Below are 24,650 nucleotides of genomic sequence, written 5' to 3'. Positions count from 1 at the left end.
CAATGCAAAATAATTCAGATTTATTAAATCATTTAAAGACCGAAAAAAAAGAAATGACAAATATTGATATAAGTGTAGCCGTTAAAGAGCTTCAAAGCTTAATCAATGCCAAATTTGACAAAGCTTTTTTGGTAAATAACCAAGATGGTAGAGAATTAATTTTAAAAGTCCATAATACCGAGATGGGCACCCAAGAAATAATAATCGGTATCGGAAAATACAAATATATCACTAAAACCGAATATGACCGTCAAAAACCAAAGAATCCCCATTCTTTTGTCATGCTGTTGAGAAAAAATTTAAGAAATATAAAAATTACCAAAATCGAACAACATAATTTTGACAGAATTGTAAAAATAACTTTTGAATGGAATGAATTAAAGTATATGTTGATTATAGAGCTATTTAAAGACGGAAATGTAATTTTATTAGATAGCGACAATAAAATCGTAATGCCGTTACGTACAGAACGTTTTAGTGACCGTAAATTAATACCTAAGGAAGAATACAAGTTCCCAACTCAAAGGGATTTAGAACCTGCTAATTTAGAGTATGAAGTTACTAAGAAAATCTTTAAAGAAGAATTAAAGAAAGAAGAATTTGTAGATTTGGAAATTGTGAGAATTATTTCAAGGCTTTTTGGATTAGCAGGAGTTTATGCCGAAGAAATTTGTAAAATAGCAAATATGGATAAAAATTTGAAAAATCCAAACGAAGAGCAATCAGAGCAACTTTATGGAGGAATAAAAGAATTTTTTAATTTACTAATTGATTCTAAACCTTATACGATAATTGCCGAAGAAAAAATTGAAAAAGAAAACGGGAAAAAGGAAGAAGAAAATAAAGAAGAAAATAACGAAAAAGAAGAAGAAAAAGCAATTTCTAAAAAAATAATCGATGTTAGCCCAATAGAATTAATTAGGTATGAAGAAAGTAATTTACCTAATTTAGTCAAATTAAAAGTAGAAAATAACATAAAAGTCCATAAAAAATACTATACTAGTTATTTAACTGCATTAGATGAGTATTTTTCCCAATTTATACTTCAAAAAGATATTAAAAAAGAAGAAACAAAACTTGACAAGCTTATAAAAAAGCAAGAAAGAATTGTAAATAGCCAAATTGAAACAAAAGCTAAATACGAAAAGCAATCTGCTAAAAATCACGAAAAAGGTGATTTAATATATGCAAATTTCTCAGAAATTGATGAAATAATAAATACAATCCGTTCAGCCCGTGAAAAAATGGAATGGAAGCAAATTAAGAAAATCATTTCTGAAAATAAAGATAATCCAATACTCGGTAAAGTTGAAAGTATCAACGAAAAGAACGCTGAATTAAATTTAAAGTTAATAGCTGAATATGGTGGAGATTTGGGTACTTTAAAAGGAAATGTGGCAATAGACATAAGAAAATCTGCTTTTGAAAATGCAGACGACTATTATACAAAGGCTAAGAAGTTTAAAAATAAAGTAGCCGGTGTAATTACAGCTTTGGAAATATCTCAAAAGAAATTGGCTAAGATAAAACAACAAACCGAACTTGACGCTGAACTTTTAAAGCAAAAACAACAAAACATTAAGAAAAAAGAAAGAAGAGTATTAAAATGGTATGAAAAGTTAAAATGGACGATAATTGATAATTATTTAGTTATTGCAGGTAAGGATGCAACAACGAATGAAATAATTGTTAAGAAATACTTGGAAAAGAACGATATAGTATTCCACACGTTAATGGAGGGAGCTCCATTTACGGTTATTAAAAATACATCTGAAGAAACACCTAGTGAAGAAACTTTATTGGAAGTAGCTAAATTCGCAGTTTCTCATTCAAAAGCTTGGAAATTGGGATTGGGTAGTGCAGATGTGTACTGGGTAACTCCTGACCAAATTTCTAAGACTGCAGAAAGTGGAGAATTCCTTAAAAAAGGAGCTTTCGTAATAAGGGGTAAAAGAAACTTTGTTAGAAGTGCTCCTTTAGATTTGGGTGTAGGAATAATCGAATATGATAGTGAGAAAAGAGTAACAACGGCTCCCTCAAAAACAATTGAAAGTTCATTTGAAAAATACGAATTAATCAAACCCGGTAAACTTAAGAAGAGTAATTTAGTAAAACAATTACTAAATGATTTCAAAGATTATGACTTAATCGATGAAGATATATTTAGCATATTGCCACCAGGGGAAAGTGAATACGTGAATAGTAAAGATAGGCGATTACCGCGTAGAAAATAAAAAAATAAAAAATAAATATCAAAATAGAAAGAAATAAACTACTAAATAAAATACTAACTTAATAAAAATAAATTAATAAAAATAAATTAATAAAAATAAATTAATAAAAATAAATTAATAAAAAAAATAAAATTTTTATTTTATAATTCTTTTTTCATAATTATTCCGCTAAATTTCCCATCGTCGCAATTAAAAAACTCTTCAATTCTGTAAATTTCATTAAATCCATTACGGGCATATAGTTTTCTTGCACTAGCCCAATTTTCCGAAACTATTAAACTAACGGCTTCAATACCGTATTCTAAAATCATTTTATCGATCAATTCGTTAAATATTAAATTTCCATAACCTTTATGTTGGTAATCCTTAGAAATTGCTATTGAAGAGATATAAAGCTCTTTTCCTTCGTCCGTATGAACTTTACTTACGTCGTGATTCAAATCAAATTTTTTATAATAATCCTTGTTTTCTTTAACACTATCCCATAATTCAGAAGTTACAAAACCTATTATGTTTTTATTTTCTCCTTCAATTACTAAACAGCCATCTTCAAAGATTTTTAACCTATCTGCGTAGGTTTTTTTTACTTCCCTAATCCCGGTGTCGAAACTATTAATTTCTAAATTCATAATTTGTTCTATATCTTCAATACTTGCATTTCTGATAATTATATCGTCTTTTACCATAGTACCCCATTTTAATTTTTAAAATATTAAATATTAAATATCATATGTTAAATATAATTTGAAAATTTAATTTTTAAATATTGTTTTTGTATCAATTCATAATATATATTATATAATAGTATATATTACTAAATACTTAATTAAATAGTTAACCGCGAATAGGGTATTTTTTGGTGTAATTATGGATTTTAATTTAGAAAATAATATCGAAGTTAATGAAAATAACAACAAAAATTTGGGCAATAATATTGTATGTGCTACACCAAGTGACGATACGTATAATAGATATCAATCCTTGATATCAAAAGTATTTGAAGATGCTAAAAACGATAAATTAATGATTATGGGCGTAGGAAATGATTTAAAAGGCGATGATGGTTTTGGTGTAGAGTTAGTAAGATTTTTAAGAAGATACTATGTTAGAAAATTGCACTTACAAGATGAAATTATTAATAATAACAACGAATATGTAACTGAAAATGAAGCTGAAAATGAAACCGATTATATCGAAGTTTTTAAAATCAAAGACAATTTAGTACTTTTAGATTCTGGGGTGGTGCCTGAAAACTTCACAGATTTGATTAAAACTGAAAAACCTTCTAAAATAGTAATCGTGGACGCTGCATTAATGCACAAAGAGTTCGGAACAATTGACTTAATCGACGAAAATCAACTAGCGACAGTAGGTTTTTCTACCCACGCATTGCCATTATCCGTACTCATTAAGTATATAAAATCAAATATTGATACAGATATTTCAATAGTTGGATTTGAACCTTATTCATTAGAATTTGGTACTACCTTATCGAAAGAATCAGAATGTATATTGCAAGAATTTTCAAAACAATTTGCTTTAAAAATCGATGAATTCTTAAAATTATGAATTTGCTTTTAACGTTGAAATAAACAATAAATATTCATAAAAGTTAATATAGTATAATAAAGTAATATAGATTATTTCATAACATATTTGAAAATGGAATTAAAGTAATTTAAAACGTAAATACATGACAGAATATAATACAAAAATATTTATAATGTATCTAATTATGATTATTATGATATAAATATAGATTAAATGATAATTTATAATATACGTACTAAATTTATAATCCATACTAAGACTTATAACAATTATAAAATAATTTAATATAAAGGTGAATTAATGTTTTCAACCAAATTTACTACTACAGATGATTTACCTGAACCATCACCTAATTTAATAAATCAAGTTATCGGACAGGATGAAGCGGTAGAAATCGTATTGAACGCAGTTAAAAATAAAAGACATGCGTTACTTTTAGGAGACCCCGGTGTCGGTAAATCTATGATGGTTAAAGCATTTGGTGAGTTATTGGAAAATTCCGGACATTTTACTCCATACACCATAATTTCAAAACCAAATTTAAAGAACACTGAAAAACCAATGGTTGAACTTTTAGAAGGCAACGTTATCGAAAGAATCATGCCTGAAGAAAAACCAAAAGTTATGAGACAGCCACCTAGCATGTTAACACTCGTATTAATTATGCTCGGTTTTATTTTGGTGACTCAATTTTTATTAAAAGGAGTTCCTGAAACTCAAATGTTGGGTATAGTGGCAACTACAACCATTGTAGGCACCTTAATTGCATTTATTATATTATTCCTTGCAATATTCGGAGCTACAAAAGCATCAATGCCTAATTCAATAAGCCCTGCAGATTTAAAACCTATGGTTTTATACGAATGCCCAAAAAGACCATTAGTTAGAGCAAGTGCTTACAACACTACAAAATTACTCGGGGATATAAAACACTGTCCTTTAGGGGGTAAACCTCCAATTGGAACCCCGCCACATAAAAGGGTAATTTTAGGTGCTATTCACGAAGCACACAAAGGTATACTTTACGTAGATGAAATTAAAACAATGCCTTTGGATGTTCAGGATTACATATTGACAGCAATTCAGGATAAAAAACTCGCGATAAGTGGTAGAAATCCTAATTCAAGTGGTGCATCTGTAGAAACAAACCCTATCCCATGTGACTTTACCTTAATAATGTCAGGTAACATGGATGACGTTTCAAACTTAAGAGCTCCTTTAATGGATAGAATTGATTATAAAGTAGTTTTAAAGAATAAAATGGATAACACTACAGAAAATAGGGATAAATTATTACAATTTATAGTTCAGGAAATTAAAAATAATAATTTAAACCCTATGACTTATGAAGCTTGCTGTGAATTGGTTAAATTAGCGCAATTGTTGTCTGGTTCCAAAAATAAGCTTACATTAAGACTTAGAAGGTTATCAAATATCATAAAAATGGCAAATGATATTGCTACAGGTAAGGAATTAAGTGAAAGTTTAAAAGAGTTTACTAAAAATGGGGCTCTTGATTTAGATGATAATGTAGGCGAATCTGATTTAATAATTGAACAATTAAGCCAGGGCGATAAGGAAGCTGGAAAACTTAAGAATGTAGTTAATAAAATAACGGGCAAAGCATCTAAATCTACTAAAAAATCTAATAAAAGTGTAGATGAATTAAGAATTGAATTAAAAGCAAGAATATCTGATTTGAATGCAGCAGAAGGTAAATTAAAAGATAAAAAACCTATCGAGTTATCGGATGTTAAAAGAGTTCTTGACACGGGTATATACAGTATGCAAAAGCAAGTTGCAATGGATTACCTCGAAAACTTCAAAGAATATAAGAATATACACCCTAATGGTGAACCTACAGTTGGTGTAATTCACGGTTTAGCAGTTCTCGGCGGTGAAGGATTAGGGGATGTTACAAGAATTATAACAAAGGTATTAAATGCCAAAAACCCTAAAACAAGTCTTCTTAATATAACGGGAGATATTGCAAAGCACAGCATAACATTAGCATCAGCTTTGTCCAAGAAATTAGTTTCAGATGGTACCTTACCATTGAAAGGAAAAGACGGCGGAACAGATTTATCTGAAAAAGAAATCTACATCCAATTTAGCCAGTCTTACTCAAAAATAGATGGTGACTCTGCAACAGCTGCCGTATGTTTAAGCATTATTTCATCATTATTGAATATCCCTATAAAGCAAGACTTCTGTATAACAGGAAGTTTAGATTTAAACGGCGATATGTTAGCTATTGGTGGAGTAAACGAAAAAATAAATGCTGCAAAAGAATACCAGTTTAAAAGAGTAATTGTACCTTACTCAAATTACAAAGACGTCATTAACATTGAGGGTATCGAAGTAATCCCTGTTAAAACATTGGATGAATTAATACCTTTAGTTTTTGACATTCAATAATATAAAATAATAATAAAATAATAAAATAATAAAATAATAAAATAATAAAATAATAAAATAATAAAATAACTAAAAATACAATAAAATAAAAAATTAATTCTCTTCTTTTTTGAATTATTTTCTATTTTAATTTAAAACTACAATTTTATTTTTTAATTTAAAAACTCAAACTGAAAATAATAGTTATTGAATATAATGGCTATTAAAAATAATAGTTATTAAAAAATATAAATATTAAAATGGCATATTAATTTTGATAGTTATCATAAATGGAAGTGTAAACATGACTAATTCAAACCCTAATTCTAACTCAAACTATAAAACAGAAGGCATATCCTGGTCCTGCAGATTTTGTGGAGGATGTTGTGACAGCCCCTCTGTAACTAAGAAGGATATTGCAAATATTGCAGGTTTTTTAAAAATAACATTTGAAGAAGTAGTTTCAAAGTATTTAAAAAGTTGGAATGGAAAAAATGGAGTCTTAAAAACCTCAAAGACAAAATGTGTATTTTTAGGTGAAGATAGAAAATGTACAATTTATAAGGTAAGACCTATAATTTGTAGATTAAGACCTTATTCTATTCAACTCATCGGAAAAAACAAAGGCGGAAAAAAGAACAAAAATTCTGCTGAATTAAAATTGACCTACGACCCATGGTTCCTTGAAAATTGTAAAGGAATGTTTTTAGGCGATTTACCTCCTGAAGAAGAATACTTTAAACACGCAATAACTGTATACACATACATGGGTGAAGAAAAAGTAACTCCTGAAGAGTTGTTTGAAAAAGCTAAAAAGAGATTGGATAAAAAATAAAATACGAATAAAGATAAAAATACATTATTAAATGTATTAATTCTTACTATTTTTTAAAAATTTAAAATACTAAAAAAAGATAATTATTCATTGTTTAAACTAAATTAGGACAAAATCACTTATTTTTTTAGTTTGATAATTTAAAATTGAAATTATAATTTAAATTAATCATTTTTAATTGTTTCCAATTCACTTACGATTCCCCATATTTGGGTTCTTGTATGTGTTGGCATGTTAGGGTCTTCGCTAATATCGTCTAAATATTGTATTGCTGTAGCACTTCTTACGATAAACTCGTTTTCTTCATTGTTTAAAGCTTCTTTAGCATTATCTGCAGCAGCTCTTATATTTCTTGGTACGGTGGTATCTTCGATAATTTCTTTTAACATGTATGTGATATTTTTAATTTTATCTTCTGTGCTTACTTCTTTAGCTGTGAACATAAATAGTCACCTCAACCGTGTTTAAATTAGATAAATTTATGTATTTAAATCTATTTACGGATATAATCCAATTAAAATTTAGATATGGTTTATACGTCTTATAAAATTTATTTATAACTATATGTAGTTATTTTATATATGGTTTACTCATATTTATGCTTATTATATAATATTCTATAATCTATATTATAATTTAAAATATAATTTAAAATATAATTTTATACTATAATTTTATACTCTAATTTATATTATAAAATACAAATATTATATAAATTGACATTGTACTTTTCAAATTATTTTTATACTATTTCTTAGATAGATATGATATATCTAAATTTATGATAAAAATGAATATTTTATAACTACAACTATAATTTATACTTAAAACTAAAATTTACAATAAAAAACACAATAGACAATACATAAATATACAATACACATTTTGCGTGGGAAATTATGAGAGACAGTGATTTTAATCTTATTCTAAAATTGGGAAGCTTATTTAGTTTTATACTCATGGTTTATATTTTATTACCATTTATAGACGCAATCTCATTTGGAATAGCTTTCGCATATATAACAAAGCCAGCATATGATTTATTCAAAAAAAGATTTTCAAAATCGACATCTGCAATATTAAGTATCTTAGTGCTAACCATTCCAGTTATTGCAACAATACTAATCATATTAGAGCAGTTAATTTATTATTTATTAAATTTAGACGTAACACAATTAAGTGCTTCAATATCAAGTTTGATTACTAAAATATCAATATATGACATAAATTTAACTCAATATTGGGCGCCAATTTCTGCAGATTTATTTAAGTTTTTAGAGGGAATTTTAAATGGATTATTAAGTCAATTATCAATGATACCTTTAGTAATGATAAAAGTGCTAATAATCTTATTTATGACCTATTATTTCTTAAAAGACGGTCACAAATTACTCAGAGCTTCATTAGTTCACGTTCCAGAGTGTTATCAAGCACACGTTCGAATATTTGCCCAGAAATTAAATGATTTCTATAAAAATATGTTTACGGGCACAGCTTTGACCTCTTTAATTGCAATGGTAATTGCAATTATTGGTTATCAGCTAATGGGTGTTCCAAGTGCTTTGGCTTTAGGGGTTTTAACCGGAATATGTGTTTTATTACCTGTAATAGGTGGTTGGGGTGTTTATATGCCTTTAGCAATCTATTATTTAATACAAGGTAATATATTGTATGCACTCGCAATTTATTTATTTGGTACAATATTCCTGTCCTTTATCTTAGATTTTTACATACGTCCAAAAGTTGTAAAATCTGGCGGTAATGTACACCCCGTAATGACTTTAGCGGCTTTCTTAATAGCACCTTTAACATTGGGTATTGCAGGGTTCGCTTTAGGTCCTATAATCGTCGGTGCATTTGATTCATTATATGGTTTGAAAGATGGGGAGGTTTCACTCATAAATCTAAGACCAAATTGTGAATTATCCACCATATCTCAATTAGATACTGACGAAGACGAGGAATAATATATATTAAAATAATCAAAATTTAAAATAGATATTTTTTATTTTTATTATTTTTTTATTTTTTTATTTTATTTTTAAGTAAATTGTTTTTATTTTAACGCATTTTTAAGTTTATTTTTTCATATTGTGAATAATATAATTCATTTGTGCAAGTTCTTCTACAACTTCAGTTTTTAAATAGGCTTCAAGAATATTATCGCCTAATGTTACCAATCCGTGATTTTTTAAAACAATTGCACTTTCTTCGCTTTTAGAAACAGCGTTGGCTAATTCCATACTTCCACAAGGGTAATAATCAACATAATCAATTTTCCTAATAAAAAGTTGTCCTTCGGGTGTTATAAGGTCTATTTTTTTATCCATATTTGAGAATGCAGTACAGTACATACAATGAGTATGGACAATAGCGTTTACATCCTTTCGATTTTTGTAAATTCCAAGGTGCATATTTAATTCGGAGGTAGGTTTTCCTTTCAAAATGTCGCCATCCATATCAACAATACATATCTTTTCTTTTTCCATAAAACCTAAAATATGACCTGTAGGTGTTATAAATACCAAATTTCCAACTTTAATACTTACATTACCCCCAGAGCCTACTACATATTTTCTTTCGTATAGTTTTCTACAAATATCCACAAATTCTGCTAATATGTGATCCATTTTATTATCCAATTCATCTAATTCTATATTATCAATTTTTTCCATCTGTTCACCAAATTTGATACATATTAAATAGTTATTTTAACTGCAGGTTTATTCATAATTACGTAGATATAATTACATTTAAAAAATATATGATAAAGTACTATTTATATAATTTAGTATTCAAAAAAATAATATAATCTATAATAAATAATAAAAAATAGAAAAATAATGTAAAATAATAAAGTATACTAAATTAATATAATCTATAAAAATTAATATAATCTATAATAAAATAAATAATAGAAAATAGGTAATTTATTGACCATACGCTATACATATGCTGATTAATCTATCCTATAGCGATTTTCATTAATTTTTGCATTTTTATAAGTTTGGTATATGTGATTCATCATAAAAAATGCAATTCCCAAAAGTATTAGCCCAATTATCAAATTTGCAGGGTCATGATGTACCATAGTTTCTGCAACAGATGTGGCTTTTTCAGCCATTAAAAGGTTAGCGGAATCCTTGGTCGCTTCCCCGTAAGAAATTGCCGTAGTTCTTGCCATCATTGGTGAAACAATAGTTCCTTTTCCATATATGAATAAGCTGTAAAACCCACTTACAAAGGCAACGACAGATAATGGGAATAATACGATAGTTTTTTCAAACTGGCTATTCAATATGAGTTTACCTTTACTAGTCATTCCGTAGTATATCCACTTATGTCCATCGTCATGCTTTTCAACAAGTCCTCCGTCAAGCATAATCGATAAATGTTCGTGAACAGTTGATTTAGATAAATTAAGAGCTTTGGACAATTCTGTAACCGTATATCTTTTTTGATTTAATTTTTTCAATATTTTAACTCTTGAACGGGCAGAAAGGGCTTTTATAACTTTTTTATCGATTTCAATTTGCATAATATCCCTTATATTCAATTTTAATTTTTTTATATTTTAAAATATGATTTCCAATAATATCAATATACTATAATCTTGTAATTTAAAGTATTTTGTCTGTTACTATTTAAAATACTTTTAGAATTGTTCGGTTAAATTCAATCTATGATTAAGATATATAATTATACTACGTATTCTATATTATATCATATATATTATATGTCATATGCTGAAATCACAGAAAACAAATAAATGGGGATACAATGAGAAATATAATAATCGATGCGTCATCAAAAACCTACGAAACAGTAGTAGGCACATATTTACCATTAGATTGGGGTATGAAACTCCATGATGATTATGAAACTTACAAAGAAGACGTATATAGTGATAAAAATATATTTTGTGTTGGAAAAGGTGTATTGCCGATTATTGGGGGTCATAGGTTAATATTTTCCTTTAGATCACCGTTATGGAAAGGTTTCCATTTTTCAGCAATGGGGGGAGCAGGCTATACTCTCCAAAATACTGGATTGGACAACATCGCAATTAAAGGAAGATGTGAAAAACCAAGTCTAATAATTTTAAATGGAAACGGTAATTTTAGCTTAGAGTTTAAAGAACTTGAGGAATTTGAACAGGGAAGGTTTAAAAGTGTTTATGAATTAAACGATTATTTAATAGATCAATATAAACAGATTGATGAGAATTTTAGAGCTTTTATGGTGGGGCCAAGTGCAATAACCACAGATATGGCGGGGATATATTCTCAAACTATAAAAAATGGTATAATCGTAGAAGGTTCTGAAGACTGGGCAGCAAGGGGTGGTTGCGGTTCAGCATTATACCAATGCCACAATGTCATAGGGGTCGTATTTTTCGGAGATAACTATAAAAAAGATATTGAAAAAGAGTTAAAACTTAAAAAAATAGTAGAAACGTGCCACAATAAGCCTTATATCGAGGCAGTACTTTCAAATACTGAAAAATACCGGTACAGCAAAAAAACTGAAACAGGTGGGACTTTTGGAAATAATTACAAAACTGCAATGGATTTAACGCCAATATTTAATTGGAGAACTCCATTTATAGAAAAAGATGACCGTTTGTATTTCCATGACAAAATTTTGAAGTATTTTGTAGCTCAATTTGACGAAGAATCTATAATACCTAAAAATTGGACAAATTGTGGAGAACCTTGTCCTGTAGCCTGTAAAAAATATAGAAAAGGAATGCACGTAGATTATGAACCTTATGAAGCTAATGGTCCTTGTTTAGGTATTTTTGACATATACGCAGTTGATAAAGTGGTTCACGCCGTAGATAGTTTAGGAATGGATGCAATCGAGTTCGGAAACTTGTGCGCATGGGTTTTTGAACTTTTAAACGTGGAACTTTTAAAGCCTGAAGAAGTGGGTATCAAAATGCCTTATTTTGATGTCGAAGATTACGATACTGACGAAAATATCTTAAAATGTTCAAACCACAATGCAGAGCAGGCAATAATTCTTGCAAATTTAATTGTTTATGGTTTAAATGAAAATACCAAAGAATTAATTCAATCAAAGCAAATAAATTTAGAAAATCTAGACTATGAGAAAATTGAGCAATTAATCCCATTATTGAGAAAAGATACAAGATATGCCGGAAAAGAATTAAATGAAATTTATAAGGAAAGATTGCATGAATTAAATACTTCAGATTGCAACGCAAAAGTTGAAAAGTTCAGAAAATATAAATCAAACTGTATAGAAAGTCAAGAACCTTTAAATTTCAATGATTTTGCAGTATATGTGGCATTTGGACACAATGGGCAAATATCTCCAACTATGTATTGGGCAATAGGTAACTATATCCCTTATTTAATCCAGGGGAAATATCTTACGTATTATCAAAATGGGGTATTTTTAGAGCCTGAAGAGTTAGCTACTTTAAGTGTTAAAGGTGCAACTGAAGAGATAACTCTTGAAAACTTAGGCATTTGCCGATTCCATAGAAAATGGATATTGCCAGTTTTAGATGAATTACTAGCAGAAGTGTTCAAAGATGAAGAAAAAATAGATATGGAAAAATCAGACGAATTAAATGAATTAAATGAATTTAATGGAGTTAACTACTATTTGTCAAATAATTTGCACGAAGTTAGTTTAAAATTACTTGAAAAAATCTATAATTATGATTTAAAAGTGGGCTATCCTCATGTTATAGAAAGTCACAGGGTAAAAGAATTAATAGCTTGTGGCGCAAAAGACTTTGAAAATGAAAAATGGGCTAAAAAATTTGAAGAAGATGGCGATAAAGCTTTAGACGAATATATATCAAGAGTTTTAGATAAATATAGTGAATTACTTGGTATATCTTGGAAATTATAAGTAATTAACAAGATAATTAACAATATATCTACTTGTAATTATCTTATAATTACTCTTTTTATTACCTTTTTTTAATAAGTATTATTTAAGTATTACATATTTAAAATTATTAATACTATACTCATTAATATTAATTGCAAATCATTTTTTTGATACATTACTTTTAAATTTTGTAAAAAATATATTACGATATAGATACTTATTTTTAAAATACGACATATCAATTATTTATTTGACCATAATTTACCATATTTTTAATTCTTTTAATATCTATTAACTAATAAAATGATTTAAAGAGATATTAGTTTATTTTTAACAATCTTAGGTATTTAATTAATTAAATACCCCCATTTATATTTTTAAAGAGATATCAGTTTATATAATACCTAATAGAAACATAATTCGTTATATGTAGATTACCTCGGAGGTGACCATTGTGGCAGAACCTATAACAATTGCTCCTACAACAAGACATGAGGGGCACGCCAAACTCGTTTTAAATGTGGACGATGACGGAATTGTAACCAAAGCATTTTATCCAAATACCACTCCTGTGAGAGGATTTGAAACAATGCTTCAAGGAAAGCCTGCAGCATTTGGACCTATTGCAGTTATGAGAATATGTGGAATATGTCAGGCTACACACGGTATAGCATCATGTGAAGCTATCGAAAACGCTATCGGCGCGGAAATTCCGCAAGATGGTACAATATTAAGAGAACTCTTAGGTTTAGGCAACAGAATGCATTCACACCCATTACATCATTTGTTAATTGTGGATGATTTGTTAAAACCTGAAGAGGCAGATACCTTAAGAATAGACGGTATTAAATTGATTCAAAAAATGAGAAAAGAGGGTCAATTAATCGTAGATACCGTTGGGGGAGAAGGTATCCACCCACCTAACTTAGTAATTGGTGGTATGAGAAATAATATCTCCGAAAGAGCTAAGGCAAAATTATACTACGCTTGCAAAGAATACCAAAAAGATGCAAGACAAATGTACGACATTATCGAAATGTTGACAGAAAGATATTTGGATGAAATCGGAATCCCTGATTTAGGAAAGCACGATTTACCATACATTGCAACCGATACAACATTCGGTGACAGAACTAAATTAGATTTAGATGATATTTCTGAATTAACCGCTCAAAATTATTATGCTAATTATCCAGAAATCGCTCAAACCGCAACAAATCAAATTCCATTATACTTGGGAAGTCCTGCAGAGGGCGGACCAAGAGCAAGAATGGTTAAATTTGGTTCATTCAGAACAGACGGTGGCGTAATGGATCTTAACCTTGCAAGAGCATTAGAAAACTTAGGTGCTGTTGAAAGGTCATTACAATTACTCGATGACTTAAACATTGAAGGTGCTACTAAAATTACACCAGAATACAAAGATGGATTCGGTGTAGGTGTACACGAAGCTCCAAGAGCTACAAACACACACATGGCAGAAGTGGGCGCAGATGGTAGAATTAAAAACTACAGAATCATCGCAGCTTCAACATGGAACATGCCAGTAGTTGAAAAGGCTATTGAAGGGTACCACCACAAATATGCGGAAGTAATCATGAGAGCATACGATATATGAGCTTCATGTGCAACGCACATCATCGTGAAAGATGAACAGACAAGAAAAGTAGTAGATTTAAGAAGATTTTAAGTATTATAAGGAACCGAAAGGACTTATAATATAATAAAATTAATTAGATAAACTGTACTATGTGATTTATTCATAATAGGCTATTTAAATTTAATAAATAACATAATTAATTCAACATAATTAATATTACAAATATTACTAATATTAATTAATATAGGATGTATATTATGAGCAATGAACAAGAATTTGACTTAACCCCATCATATTTGTTAAAAGAAACTCTGATATTAGCTTGTGGAAATATCCTTTTTGCTGACGATGGATTTAGTGTTCACGTTATCGAAAAATTACAAGATTTGTTAACTGATGAGGAAAAGGAACACATAGCACTTGTAGATGCTGGGGCGGGGGCACCTCAACAGGTACTTACTTTAATTGACGAAAGTTCTAAAGTTAAGAATATAACTGTTGTAGATGTTATTGATTATGGGCTTGAACCTGGCACTATTGAGATACTTACAAAGGAAAACCTTCCTAATCCCGAACACACTAAAGTAGATAGTCATGATTGGCCATTATCCACCACATTAAACAGAATTTGCACAGAAAACAACATAAAATACAAAGTTATCGGTTGTCAAGCAAAATACGTTTCAGAACCTGACGTTGTATTGGAATTGTGTGAAGAAGTGGAAAATGCTGTTGATGATGCTGTAAACATCATATTATCTGACATAAGGGGGAATTAGATACATCCATACTATAATTAAAGTTAAGTAAAAAAATAATGGGAATTGAATTATTATGATTAATCAATAATTGATTACTATTGATTGAGATTAATAAAAATATTTATGGATTTTTAATCATTAACGTGACTAATTGATTTAAAATTTAAGAATAAGATGATATCGATATTAAATGATATTGACATTAATTATCATATTTATTCTAACAATATGTTGTATTACTATTAAATTTAGCAATTATGAATTTGCTAAATTCACCGTTTATTAAAAATTAAGGCCAAATTGTTATTTGTCTTAATAACTTATCAAAATGATGAGGGAGGAAATACAATGGTTAAAGTTGCCCACGTACAATTAAGCAGTTGCTGTGGATGCTTAGTATCCCTTGCCGACACATATGAGAAGTTATTGGATGTATTAGGTGCTATTGACTTAGTATATTCACAAACTTTAGCAGATGTTAAGGAAGTACCTGATGATGTAGATATTATCTTATTGGAAGGTAGCGTATGCTTAAGCGACCACCACGCATTAGAAACTGCACTCGCTTGTAGAGAAAAAGCTAAAATACTTGTGGCATTAGGCGCATGTGCTGCAAGTGGAAACATTACAAGATTTTCAAGAGGCGGACAAATGTCAAAACCAGTACATGACGCATTTGCTCCGTTAACTGAAGTTGTAAAATGTGACCTCGCAATACCAGGATGTCCACCATCACCTGAGTCAATAGTGGCTGTTATAACCGCTGCACTCGAAGGAGATATGGATTACTTAGAACCATATGCGGAACTCGCTAAATATGGTAGTGAAGCTTGCGGATGCGATTTAATCGTTAAAGTAATTAACAAATCATTATGTATGGGATGTGGAGCCTGTGCAGCAGCTTGTCCAACAAGAGCTGTATCAATGGAGTGCGGAAGACCTGCAATTGACAAAGAAATTTGTATAAAATGCGGTGCTTGTAGCGTACAGTGTCCAAGAATAAGATTCCCTGAATTAATTGAAAAAATAGAGTAATTAGCAAAATAATTACTAAATTTTTCCTAATTAATAATTATTTCAATTATGTAGATAGGATACAAAATTAAAAAATAAAATAAGTTGAAATACTATAAAACAGAGGTGATTGGATGGACCCATTCGGCTCATACAAGTTTGCTATATCCGCAAGAGCTACTGATAATCAAATCCGTAAAAAATCACAAGACGGTGGTATTGTATCAGCAGCTTACATACACGGTTTAGAAAGTGGATTACTTGATGGGGTAATTGTCGCAGATAAAGGTGAAGATTTCTGTGCAATACCTAAGGTGGCTACAACTGTTGACGAAGTTTTAAGTGCAGCAGGTACAAAATATACAACTTCACCAAACTTATCAGTCTTAAAAAGTGCTGTAAGAGAATACGGTTGCGATAAGGTAGGATTCGTAGGTACTCCTTGCCAAGTGCAATCAATCAGAAAAATGCTAAAGTACCCTATAGGTTACAGACACGTACCTGATAAAATTGCTTTAGTAATGGGTATCTTCTGTATGGAAAACTTCCCATACAATGGTTTAAAAACCATAATTGAAGAACACTGTGGAATCAAAATGGAAGATGTCGCAAAAACCGATATCGGAAAAGGTAAATTCTGGGTATATTCAAAATGGGGCGATGTAAAAACTATTAAGTTAAAAGACACACACCCATACGAGCAACACGCATGCCACGTATGTATGGACTATACTGCAGAACTTGCAGATATCTCAACAGGTTCAGTTGGTAGCCCAGACGGTTGGAGCACTATATTCATTAGAACCGCAAAAGGTGAAGCATTCTATAAAGCTATGGAAGAAGCTGGCGTTATAGAAATAAAGAATATTGACGATGTGAAACCAGGATTAGGATTAGTTGAAAAATTAGCTAATTCTAAAAAGGAAAACAACGGTAAGGAAAGAGCACATAGAAAAGAAATAGGATTACCATTGCCTTACTAATTCTATAGCTCCTTACTTTTATTTTTTTAATTTTATTATTACTTTTCATTACTATGCTTATTTTTTATCATTATTTTTTATTTCACCACTTTATCATTTTATTATTATCTTACAATATAGTTTATTTCAAAATTTTGAAAAAATATTTATATTATGAAATAGTTTATTATATTATGATTATTTATTAATTTTATTTATTGAGGTGATATATCAAATAATAAAAAAATTTAAAATTAAACTAAAATAATTAATTAAAATAATTAATTTGGCGATAAAGTATGAATCAAATGGCAAAAAAATCATTAAAAATTGTAAAATCTGTATCTGCATATTTTAAGGAATATATTTCAATCGAAGATTACGGTAGTTTTTTATTAATCCGTGCAAACGATGAAATTGTTAGCAAAGCAGATGCACTTAGTACTTCAAACAAAAAATAATACTAAGATAAAATAAAAAAATAATAATAAAACAATAATAAAACAATAATAAAAAATAATAAAAAGACAAAACAAGAATTAAAATGATGAATGACCCCGCATGTGATAATATGGCTTCTCAAGAAGAAATTTTGGCTTTTATATCCGATAATAATGGAGCAGTACCATATAAAACTATAAAAAATAAATTTTCCCCTAGTTACAATGGTTCAAGTTCCTTATCGAATAGATTACGACAATTACACAAAAAGAAAATGGTTTCAAAAGTAAATGGCGCACACGGAGAAATTTTATACTTTATATGTGATTTAAAATTTTTTGAATCCTAATTTCTAGACAATTTTATTTTTTTAATGGAACATTCATATAAATCTTTATTAATTTGTTTAGACATACTAATTACTAATTAAAAATCACAAATTAAAATTAAAATCATTAATTTTATTTTTTAAAATTATAAACAAGGTGTTGGTATGTCAAGAACCCCGATCGTAAAAGATATTTTTTATCCTGGAGATGTCAATGAATTAATTAATATAATAGAGTATTTTTATACAAATCCCCTAGGGATAGGTGAATTGCCTTTAAAAATTAATTCAGAAAAGAATTTAAAGAATTCAATCGGTTTAATATGTCCACACGCAGGTTATGAATATTCGGGAATTACTGCAAGCTATTCGTATTATGAACTTTCAAAGAGATTGAGTGGCGAAACAACTATTGTCATATTATCTCCTAACCATACGGGTATGGGTGCAAGGGTAGCAATTTCCAATGAAATATGGGAAACCCCATTGGGCAATATAACGCCAGATTTGGACTTCATAAGTGAGCTAATAACACACGGTTTATTTGAACTTGATGATATTGCACACCTACAAGAGCATTCGACAGAGGTTCAATTACCTTTCCTAAAACATTTGGAATTGTTGGGTATTTCGCAGTTTAAAATAGTCCCAATATGTTGCCAAGGTATGGAATATGAAGAGTATATTGAGATGGGCGACTATATACATAATGTTGCAAAAAAACTAAATAAAAATATTGTCGTGATTGCATCTACTGATTTTTCACACTACGAGCCACAAGAAACAACCATAAAAAAAGATGCAAAAGTAATCAAAAATATCTTAGAACTAGATGAAAAAGCGCTTTATGACACAGTAATGGATAATAACATAAGTATGTGCGGTTTTGGACAAGTAATTACTATGTTACACATTTTAAAATTGTCAGGTGCTAAAAACGCTGATTTATTAAATTACATGACTTCCGGAGACATATCCAAAGACTATACTTCCGTAGTTGGTTATGGTGCTTTATTAATTGAATAAATCTGATATAATACTCAACAGTAATGCTAAAAAAGATAAAAAAACATAAAAGAGAATAAAAAATTAAAAATTTAAGTAAAATATTATGCTATTTTAATTTATTTTAATTTATTTTAATTTTCTGTAGCCAAATATTCTTTAAGTAATTCAATCAATTGATTTTTATTTGGTTTTTCCTGTTCAAACATAATTTCGTCGTTTATTGAAAGAGCAGGTACGTTTAAAACGTCTTTAAATATTTCTTTTGGATCTTCAACTTTTAAAATTTCTGTTTCATACTCTTTTAATTCATTTTCTTTTAAATCTGCAATTGCGTCGTTTAAATCTTTAAATAATTTATTGCATGAAGCACATCCTAATCCATATACTTTGAAAACTAATTTTGAAGACAAAATCTCACCCTTTAAATTATTATTTTTTTATTATTTTTTTACTATATTATAATTTTATTTTTATTACATTATTTTTTTAATTTATTACGTTTATGTAAATAATATATTAAACATATATCCAGTTAAAATTATTGCAACACTCGTTATTCCGAAGAATACTGCAATTAATTTTGGTTTAATAACCTTTTTTAATAATATGGCTTCAGGCAACGAAAGTGCAGTTGTAGCCATCATAAATGCTAGAGCCGTCCCAATAGGTACGCCCTTACCAATCAAAGCTTCTGCAATTGGTATTGTACCAAGTGCATTAGAATAAATCGGTACTGCAATAATCGTGGCAATTATCAAAGCGAAAGGATTTTCCGGACCTATAAGTTGGATTAAATAGCTTTCAGGTGGCAAATAACCGTGAATAATTGCACCAATTCCAATACCTATTATCAAGTAAAGCCATACTCTTTTAATTATGTCAATAGTGTTCTGTTTAGAAAATTCTATTCTATCTTTAAATGTAAGTTCTTTTATTTTTGCAGGTCTTCTGCGTCTTATTTCATAAACATACTCTTCTACAAGGTGTTCCATTTTCAATTTGCCAATTAACAAACCACCTAGTACACCAATTACAACTCCGGAGACTGTATATAATAAAGCAACTTCCCAACCAAAGGTTGCCAAGAGTATCGCAAAAGCTGCCTCATTTACGATAGGAGATGTAATTAAGAATGAGAATGTAACTCCAAGGGGAATCCCTGCTTCAATAAATCCTATAAATATGGGGATTGAGGAACAGGAACAAAATGGGGTTACAATACCCAATAAAGAAGCAAATATGTTTCCTTTAACGCCCATATATTTTTCAAGTATTTTTTTAGTTCTTTCAGGGGGGAAATAACTTCTAACAAAAGATATTACAAATACCATCAATATTAATAGAAAAAGTATTTTTATAACGTCTGCTATGAAAAACTGAACAGAACTGCCTACGGGGGATAATAAATCCATATTTAATAAATTTATAACCACATAATTTGCAAATTCATCTATAAATTCTAACATATCTTTCACTTTTTTAGTTTATCATTTAATGCTTAAGGTCTAATACTCGTTATCAAATACTCATTACTTAATACACCTAATACCTATTTTTTAATCTTAAAACGAGTATTTGAGAGTTCAAAGGTATATTCTTCGCCACAAACTTCACATTTTGGTAGTTCTACCTCTGAAGCCATACAGGGGCAAACATCTACCTCATATCTTAGTCTTTTTTTGCATTTTGGACATATCAAATTCCAAACTATCATAATATCACACTAATCTAATCTACTCTAATGTAATTTTTTTACTTAGATATCTATAATACTGTAATTCATAATATTTAAATGTGTAGATATATCAATGAATTTAAATATATTTTTAAAATATTTAAATGTATGGATATAATAATATATTAAAAATAAAATAATAAAAAATAATATCATAAAATAAAAATACCCTAAGCTAATCATCAAAATTAAATAAGTAATGATAGTATAATAATCGAAGAATATTGAAATAAAAGAATTAAAATAGATAAATAATTTAAATGAAATTACAATAATTAGAAATATTAATTGTTTATTGCCATTTTGGATTCATCAACCACAACAACGTCTCTAACAGCTGAAACGGTTCTGTATGGTATAAATACGCTTGGTTCTTTTTTGTAGATAGCACTTTGTTCTGATACTTCTACGTTTAATGAAACTAATCTACCAGTTTTTTCATCTATTACCAAGTCATTAACAGTACCTACAATACTACCATGGTCGCCTACAATTGACCTACCACATAATGATTTGAAGGATAATTTCATTTAATCACCTAATGCCCTATATTTTTGACGATAATCTGTTATGCTATAAATTATATTTTTTAATTATTATTATATACGATATTTTTTGTAATTAATATTATTGTTATGTGTGGCAAATTTAAGATAATAATATTTATTCTTTAAATACTATATATACTTTAGTTATATTTTAGTAAATATCCTCAAAAAATGCCCAAATATTTTAAAAATGTTATGGATATTACACTATATATCAAGCATTTACATACCTAATTAAACGAAATTCTATAAATTATACCCCATAACTATTTCAAGATCTTCTATAGTATTGACGTTTAATATAGGTTCTTTTAGAACAAATAACTCTTCTTTTTGATAGTTTTCATTAGGGCTTACAATATTAATGCCTAATGGGACATACCCTTCAAAATTAATTGTTGGTGTTGCAGGGTAATCTTCAATACGAGTTACTACACATAAAGCTTCTATATCGTTATTTTTTTTGCATATATTAGAATAATACCTAATGATTGTATTAATAGTTTTCGATTTAACATTTACTAAGTCTCCGGACAATGTTAAAAACGAAGATTTAAAATAAGGGATACATTCACCCAAATCATGCACATAGTCCTTTCCAGAAGTTTCAATTATGCAAATTTTCACATCAGAAGTATTTTTAGAGTCTTCCAAGTATTTTGAATAATTTTCTAAAATGTGTTTTTTTGTTTTAGGTGTATTTGGGGAAACTGCAATGTATATGTTCTCGATTTCTGAATTTAATAAATTTTTTATCATATCATCAATTATTTTAATTCCCTCAATTTCCAAAAGTGGTTTTTCAATGTTTAAATTAAGTCTTGTACCTTTTCCGCCTGCCATTATTAAGGAGTCCATTTTATCGCCATATCATGAATAATAAAATCATATAAAAACTATTTTTCAATTTTATATTTAAGTTATATTTAAGTTATATTTTTAATTGTAATATAATTTGTAACAATTTTATATATAGATTACTAAATCAAAATAAAATAAAATAAAATAAAGAACAAAAAAATAAAGAATAACTAAAAAGTTAAAAAACTAAAATTAAAATTAAAATAAATAATAAAAATAAGAAACTATAATGGATTAATTTAGAAACCCATTAATCTACCGACTTGGTATACAATTATTCCAACAAGTGAAGCAATACCTAAGTTATAGAACACAGAAAATGCAGTCCATTTTATACTTCTAGTTTCGAGGTATATTGTAGCAATTGTAGCAAAACATGGAATGTAGAGTACAGATACTAAGGTAAGGACTAAACCAGTCAATGGAGTTAAGGCATTTTCTATACCTTGAGAATATAATATCTGAAGTGTTGAAACAACCAATTCTTTTGCAATTATACCAAATATCAATGAGATACCTGCTGTACCATCTAAACCCATTAATGAAGTGAGTGGGGATAGCATGTTACCTAACATATAAGCATAGCTCGCATCTACTGTAGGGTATGTGGTTAAAGCGTAGAATAACACAGAACCTGCAGCAATTAAAGTTCCTGCTTTTTTCAAGAATCCTTTTGATTTGGACCAGGTACTACTAAATACACTCTTCCAATCTGGTATCCTGTACGGTGGTAATTCAAATACAAAGTCTTCAGTATCTCCTTTAATAATGTACTTACTTAATATCCAAGAAGATGCTATAAGCACAAGGAATGAAACTGCAAGGATGAACATGGAGAATAACGTCTGATTAGCAGGGAAGAATGCCGCAGCTAAAAATGCTATAATCACAAATCTTGCAGAACATGGCACAAATGGAGAAACCAACAATGTTGTCAGCCTTTCTTTGTATCCTGAGATATAACGAGTGCCTACAACCGCAGGTAATGTACAACCAAATCCTGTTACTAAAGGTATGAATGATTTACCGCTTAATCCAAATTTGGACATTATGTTATGTAATAATGCAGCTACTCTGGATAAGTAACCGGTATTTTCTAACGTAGCTAAGGAGAATATCATTACAAATACCAATGGGAAGAACTCTAAAACTGCACCAACCCCTCCTACGATACCATCTACTATAATTCCCTGGTATGCTGCAGGTGTTATGGCTGCAATCCAACCACTAATGTATTCTATTATAATTCCTGCCCATTCTGCGGTTATTTCATTCACTGTGAACACAAATGTGTAAAGTAAATACATAACTGCTGCAAAAATTACAAGACCATAGACCGGGTGTACAAGAATTACATCGATATCATCGTGAACTTCACTGTCATTATATACATCAGATAATATTTCGTCACATTTGCTGTATCTTTGTTCTGTTACATAGCTTTCTACGTCGTGCTTAATTTCAAACTCGATTTTATTTTTAATTTTTTCAAATTCGTGGATAAATTCAGGATTTAATTTTGAAATTATTTCTGCATCTCCCTCTAATATGGATAATGATACCCATCTTCTAGGATACTGGTTTAATTCAGCAATATTAAATCTATCTAATAATTTATTTACTTCTAAGACTGCATTTTCCAAAATTTCGGAATATTCTATTATGATAGGCGGTTTAGTTTTGTAATCCGCAATAGCTTTTTTTAAATCATTATGGCCTATATTTAACCTACCGGATGTTCTAATAATTGGGGCTCCACCTAATTTTTTGGATAACTTATTATCATCGATGGTAATACCATATTTTTCCGCTTCATCTATTAAATTTAAACAAATTATGGGTACAACACCTAATTCAATTAATTGTAAAGTAAGGTATAAATTCCTGTTTAAATTTGGAGTATCTATAATGTTTACAAATGTTGCATCTTTGTTTTCAACAATAAACTCCCTTGCAATTTTTTGGTCTATGGAATTAGACATTAAGGAGTAAATACCTGGAAGGTCCACCAATGAAAATTCTTTGTTGTTGTAAGTATAATGACCTTCAACTTTTTCAACGGTAACCCCGGTCCAGTTACCTACTTTTTGTCTCATACCGGTTAAACTATTAAATAGGGTTGTTTTACCAACATTAGGTTGTCCTATAAATGCTATTTTTGCCATATAATCACCATATATATAAAACACTAAAAACTATTTATTATATCTTTCTAATTTTTTTTAATTAATTTTTCATATTATAATCCAAAATAAGTACTTGGATATTTTAACGTGTAAATTGTAATTATTTTTAATAACCCCTATTTCATAAAATGAAATAATGGTGTAGTTTATAAATTGAATTTGTTGTTGACTATTTATTAAGTAATAATTAATGCTTAATAATTAATAAGTAATAATAATTAATAAAGTAGTGAATTAAGTTAAATCGTTTTATTTATTTTATTTTCTATTGTTGTATTTTTATTATTTTATTATTTTATCCGTTTGTTTAAATGTGAA

Annotated in this window: 23 protein-coding genes; 13 read left to right on the top strand and 10 right to left on the bottom strand. The window is 28.9% G+C overall.

Going from position 1 to position 24,650, the window contains the following annotated elements; genetic code table 11:
* Positions 1 to 2: 2 nt before the first annotated feature.
* Positions 3 to 2,234 (top strand): ribosome rescue protein RqcH, encoded by a 2,232-nt coding sequence (rqcH, locus tag J2127_RS00495; protein WP_209731511.1) that lies wholly within the window; start codon positions 3 to 5, stop codon positions 2,232 to 2,234.
* Positions 2,235 to 2,374: 140 nt separating this feature from the next.
* Here rqcH and J2127_RS00490 read toward each other — a convergent pair whose 3' ends face one another.
* Complete coding sequence (locus tag J2127_RS00490) at positions 2,375 to 2,920, bottom strand: GNAT family N-acetyltransferase (RefSeq protein WP_209731510.1); 546 nt, start codon at positions 2,918 to 2,920, stop codon at positions 2,375 to 2,377.
* A gap of 181 nt (positions 2,921 to 3,101) precedes the next feature.
* Between J2127_RS00490 and hycI the strand changes: the two genes are divergently transcribed.
* From hycI to J2127_RS00475, 3 genes are all read left to right on the top strand, one after another.
* Positions 3,102 to 3,803, top strand: a complete 702-nt coding sequence (gene hycI, locus J2127_RS00485) for a hydrogenase maturation peptidase HycI (protein WP_209731509.1) — start codon at positions 3,102 to 3,104, stop codon at positions 3,801 to 3,803.
* 282 nt (positions 3,804 to 4,085) lie between these two features.
* Positions 4,086 to 6,203 carry an ATP-dependent protease LonB gene (gene lonB / locus J2127_RS00480; protein WP_209731508.1) on the top strand — a complete coding sequence of 706 codons (2,118 nt, stop codon included), beginning with the start codon at positions 4,086 to 4,088 and terminating at the stop codon, positions 6,201 to 6,203.
* A 283-nt stretch (positions 6,204 to 6,486) separates the two neighbouring features.
* A complete protein-coding gene (locus tag J2127_RS00475; RefSeq protein ID WP_209731507.1) occupies positions 6,487 to 7,017 on the top strand; it encodes a YkgJ family cysteine cluster protein in 531 nt (176 codons plus the stop codon).
* Positions 7,018 to 7,181: 164 nt separating this feature from the next.
* On the opposite strand, the gene J2127_RS00470 is transcribed toward J2127_RS00475, so the two are convergent.
* Positions 7,182 to 7,460: a UPF0147 family protein gene (locus J2127_RS00470; RefSeq protein ID WP_209590443.1), complete on the bottom strand. Its 279-nt coding sequence runs from the start codon at positions 7,458 to 7,460 to the stop codon at positions 7,182 to 7,184.
* A gap of 456 nt (positions 7,461 to 7,916) precedes the next feature.
* Here J2127_RS00470 and J2127_RS00465 point away from each other — a divergent pair, with 456 nt between their 5' ends.
* The gene (locus J2127_RS00465; RefSeq protein WP_209731506.1) at positions 7,917 to 8,984 is read left to right on the top strand and encodes an AI-2E family transporter; all 1,068 of its coding nucleotides are present in this window, start codon (positions 7,917 to 7,919) and stop codon (positions 8,982 to 8,984) included.
* A 111-nt stretch (positions 8,985 to 9,095) separates the two neighbouring features.
* Here J2127_RS00465 and fucA read toward each other — a convergent pair whose 3' ends face one another.
* Both fucA and J2127_RS00455 read right to left on the bottom strand, forming a co-directional pair.
* The gene (fucA, locus tag J2127_RS00460; RefSeq protein ID WP_209731829.1) at positions 9,096 to 9,647 is read right to left on the bottom strand and encodes an L-fuculose phosphate aldolase; all 552 of its coding nucleotides are present in this window, start codon (positions 9,645 to 9,647) and stop codon (positions 9,096 to 9,098) included.
* Between the two features lie 329 nt (positions 9,648 to 9,976).
* Positions 9,977 to 10,555, bottom strand: coding sequence for a winged helix-turn-helix domain-containing protein (locus J2127_RS00455; RefSeq protein ID WP_245326392.1), 579 nt, complete (start codon positions 10,553 to 10,555; stop codon positions 9,977 to 9,979).
* 242 nt (positions 10,556 to 10,797) lie between these two features.
* Between J2127_RS00455 and J2127_RS00450 the strand changes: the two genes are divergently transcribed.
* From J2127_RS00450 to amrB, 8 genes are all read left to right on the top strand, one after another.
* Positions 10,798 to 12,906 (top strand): aldehyde ferredoxin oxidoreductase N-terminal domain-containing protein, encoded by a 2,109-nt coding sequence (locus tag J2127_RS00450; protein ID WP_209731505.1) that lies wholly within the window; start codon positions 10,798 to 10,800, stop codon positions 12,904 to 12,906.
* A 436-nt stretch (positions 12,907 to 13,342) separates the two neighbouring features.
* Positions 13,343 to 14,578, top strand: a complete 1,236-nt coding sequence (gene frhA / locus J2127_RS00445) for a coenzyme F420 hydrogenase subunit alpha (protein ID WP_209731504.1) — start codon at positions 13,343 to 13,345, stop codon at positions 14,576 to 14,578.
* A gap of 167 nt (positions 14,579 to 14,745) precedes the next feature.
* Entirely contained in the window at positions 14,746 to 15,267 is a 522-nt protein-coding gene (frhD, locus tag J2127_RS00440; protein WP_209731503.1) for a coenzyme F420-reducing hydrogenase, FrhD protein, read from the top strand.
* 330 nt (positions 15,268 to 15,597) lie between these two features.
* Positions 15,598 to 16,284 carry a coenzyme F420 hydrogenase subunit gamma gene (gene frhG, locus J2127_RS00435; protein ID WP_209731502.1) on the top strand — a complete coding sequence of 229 codons (687 nt, stop codon included), beginning with the start codon at positions 15,598 to 15,600 and terminating at the stop codon, positions 16,282 to 16,284.
* A 113-nt stretch (positions 16,285 to 16,397) separates the two neighbouring features.
* A complete protein-coding gene (gene frhB / locus J2127_RS00430; protein WP_209731501.1) occupies positions 16,398 to 17,246 on the top strand; it encodes a coenzyme F420 hydrogenase subunit beta in 849 nt (282 codons plus the stop codon).
* 278 nt (positions 17,247 to 17,524) lie between these two features.
* Complete coding sequence (locus J2127_RS00425; protein WP_209731500.1) at positions 17,525 to 17,686, top strand: hypothetical protein; 162 nt, start codon at positions 17,525 to 17,527, stop codon at positions 17,684 to 17,686.
* Between the two features lie 110 nt (positions 17,687 to 17,796).
* Complete coding sequence (locus tag J2127_RS00420) at positions 17,797 to 18,015, top strand: hypothetical protein (protein WP_209731499.1); 219 nt, start codon at positions 17,797 to 17,799, stop codon at positions 18,013 to 18,015.
* 144 nt (positions 18,016 to 18,159) lie between these two features.
* Positions 18,160 to 19,020 (top strand): AmmeMemoRadiSam system protein B, encoded by an 861-nt coding sequence (gene amrB / locus J2127_RS00415; RefSeq protein ID WP_209731498.1) that lies wholly within the window; start codon positions 18,160 to 18,162, stop codon positions 19,018 to 19,020.
* A gap of 113 nt (positions 19,021 to 19,133) precedes the next feature.
* Here amrB and J2127_RS00410 read toward each other — a convergent pair whose 3' ends face one another.
* The 6 genes from J2127_RS00410 to feoB all read right to left on the bottom strand — a co-directional run bounded on the left by J2127_RS00410 (position 19,134) and on the right by feoB (position 24,311).
* A complete protein-coding gene (locus tag J2127_RS00410; protein WP_209731497.1) occupies positions 19,134 to 19,412 on the bottom strand; it encodes a thioredoxin family protein in 279 nt (92 codons plus the stop codon).
* A 90-nt stretch (positions 19,413 to 19,502) separates the two neighbouring features.
* Complete coding sequence (locus J2127_RS00405; RefSeq protein ID WP_209731496.1) at positions 19,503 to 20,468, bottom strand: permease; 966 nt, start codon at positions 20,466 to 20,468, stop codon at positions 19,503 to 19,505.
* A gap of 83 nt (positions 20,469 to 20,551) precedes the next feature.
* Positions 20,552 to 20,716 (bottom strand): hypothetical protein, encoded by a 165-nt coding sequence (locus J2127_RS00400; RefSeq protein ID WP_209731495.1) that lies wholly within the window; start codon positions 20,714 to 20,716, stop codon positions 20,552 to 20,554.
* Between the two features lie 305 nt (positions 20,717 to 21,021).
* Entirely contained in the window at positions 21,022 to 21,267 is a 246-nt protein-coding gene (locus tag J2127_RS00395) for a PRC-barrel domain-containing protein (RefSeq protein ID WP_209731494.1), read from the bottom strand.
* Positions 21,268 to 21,531: 264 nt separating this feature from the next.
* Positions 21,532 to 22,143: an adenosylcobinamide-phosphate guanylyltransferase gene (gene cobY, locus J2127_RS00390; RefSeq protein ID WP_209731493.1), complete on the bottom strand. Its 612-nt coding sequence runs from the start codon at positions 22,141 to 22,143 to the stop codon at positions 21,532 to 21,534.
* A 242-nt stretch (positions 22,144 to 22,385) separates the two neighbouring features.
* Positions 22,386 to 24,311, bottom strand: coding sequence for a ferrous iron transport protein B (gene feoB, locus J2127_RS00385; RefSeq protein ID WP_209731492.1), 1,926 nt, complete (start codon positions 24,309 to 24,311; stop codon positions 22,386 to 22,388).
* Positions 24,312 to 24,650 lie beyond the last annotated feature (339 nt).

The organism is Methanococcus voltae, assembly GCF_017875395.1.
Classification (GTDB): domain Archaea; phylum AGJL01; class Methanococci; order Methanococcales; family Methanococcaceae; genus Methanococcus; species Methanococcus voltae_C.
The sequence above is the reverse complement of the archived record's forward strand: the minus strand, read 5'-3'. Positions and strand labels throughout refer to the sequence as shown.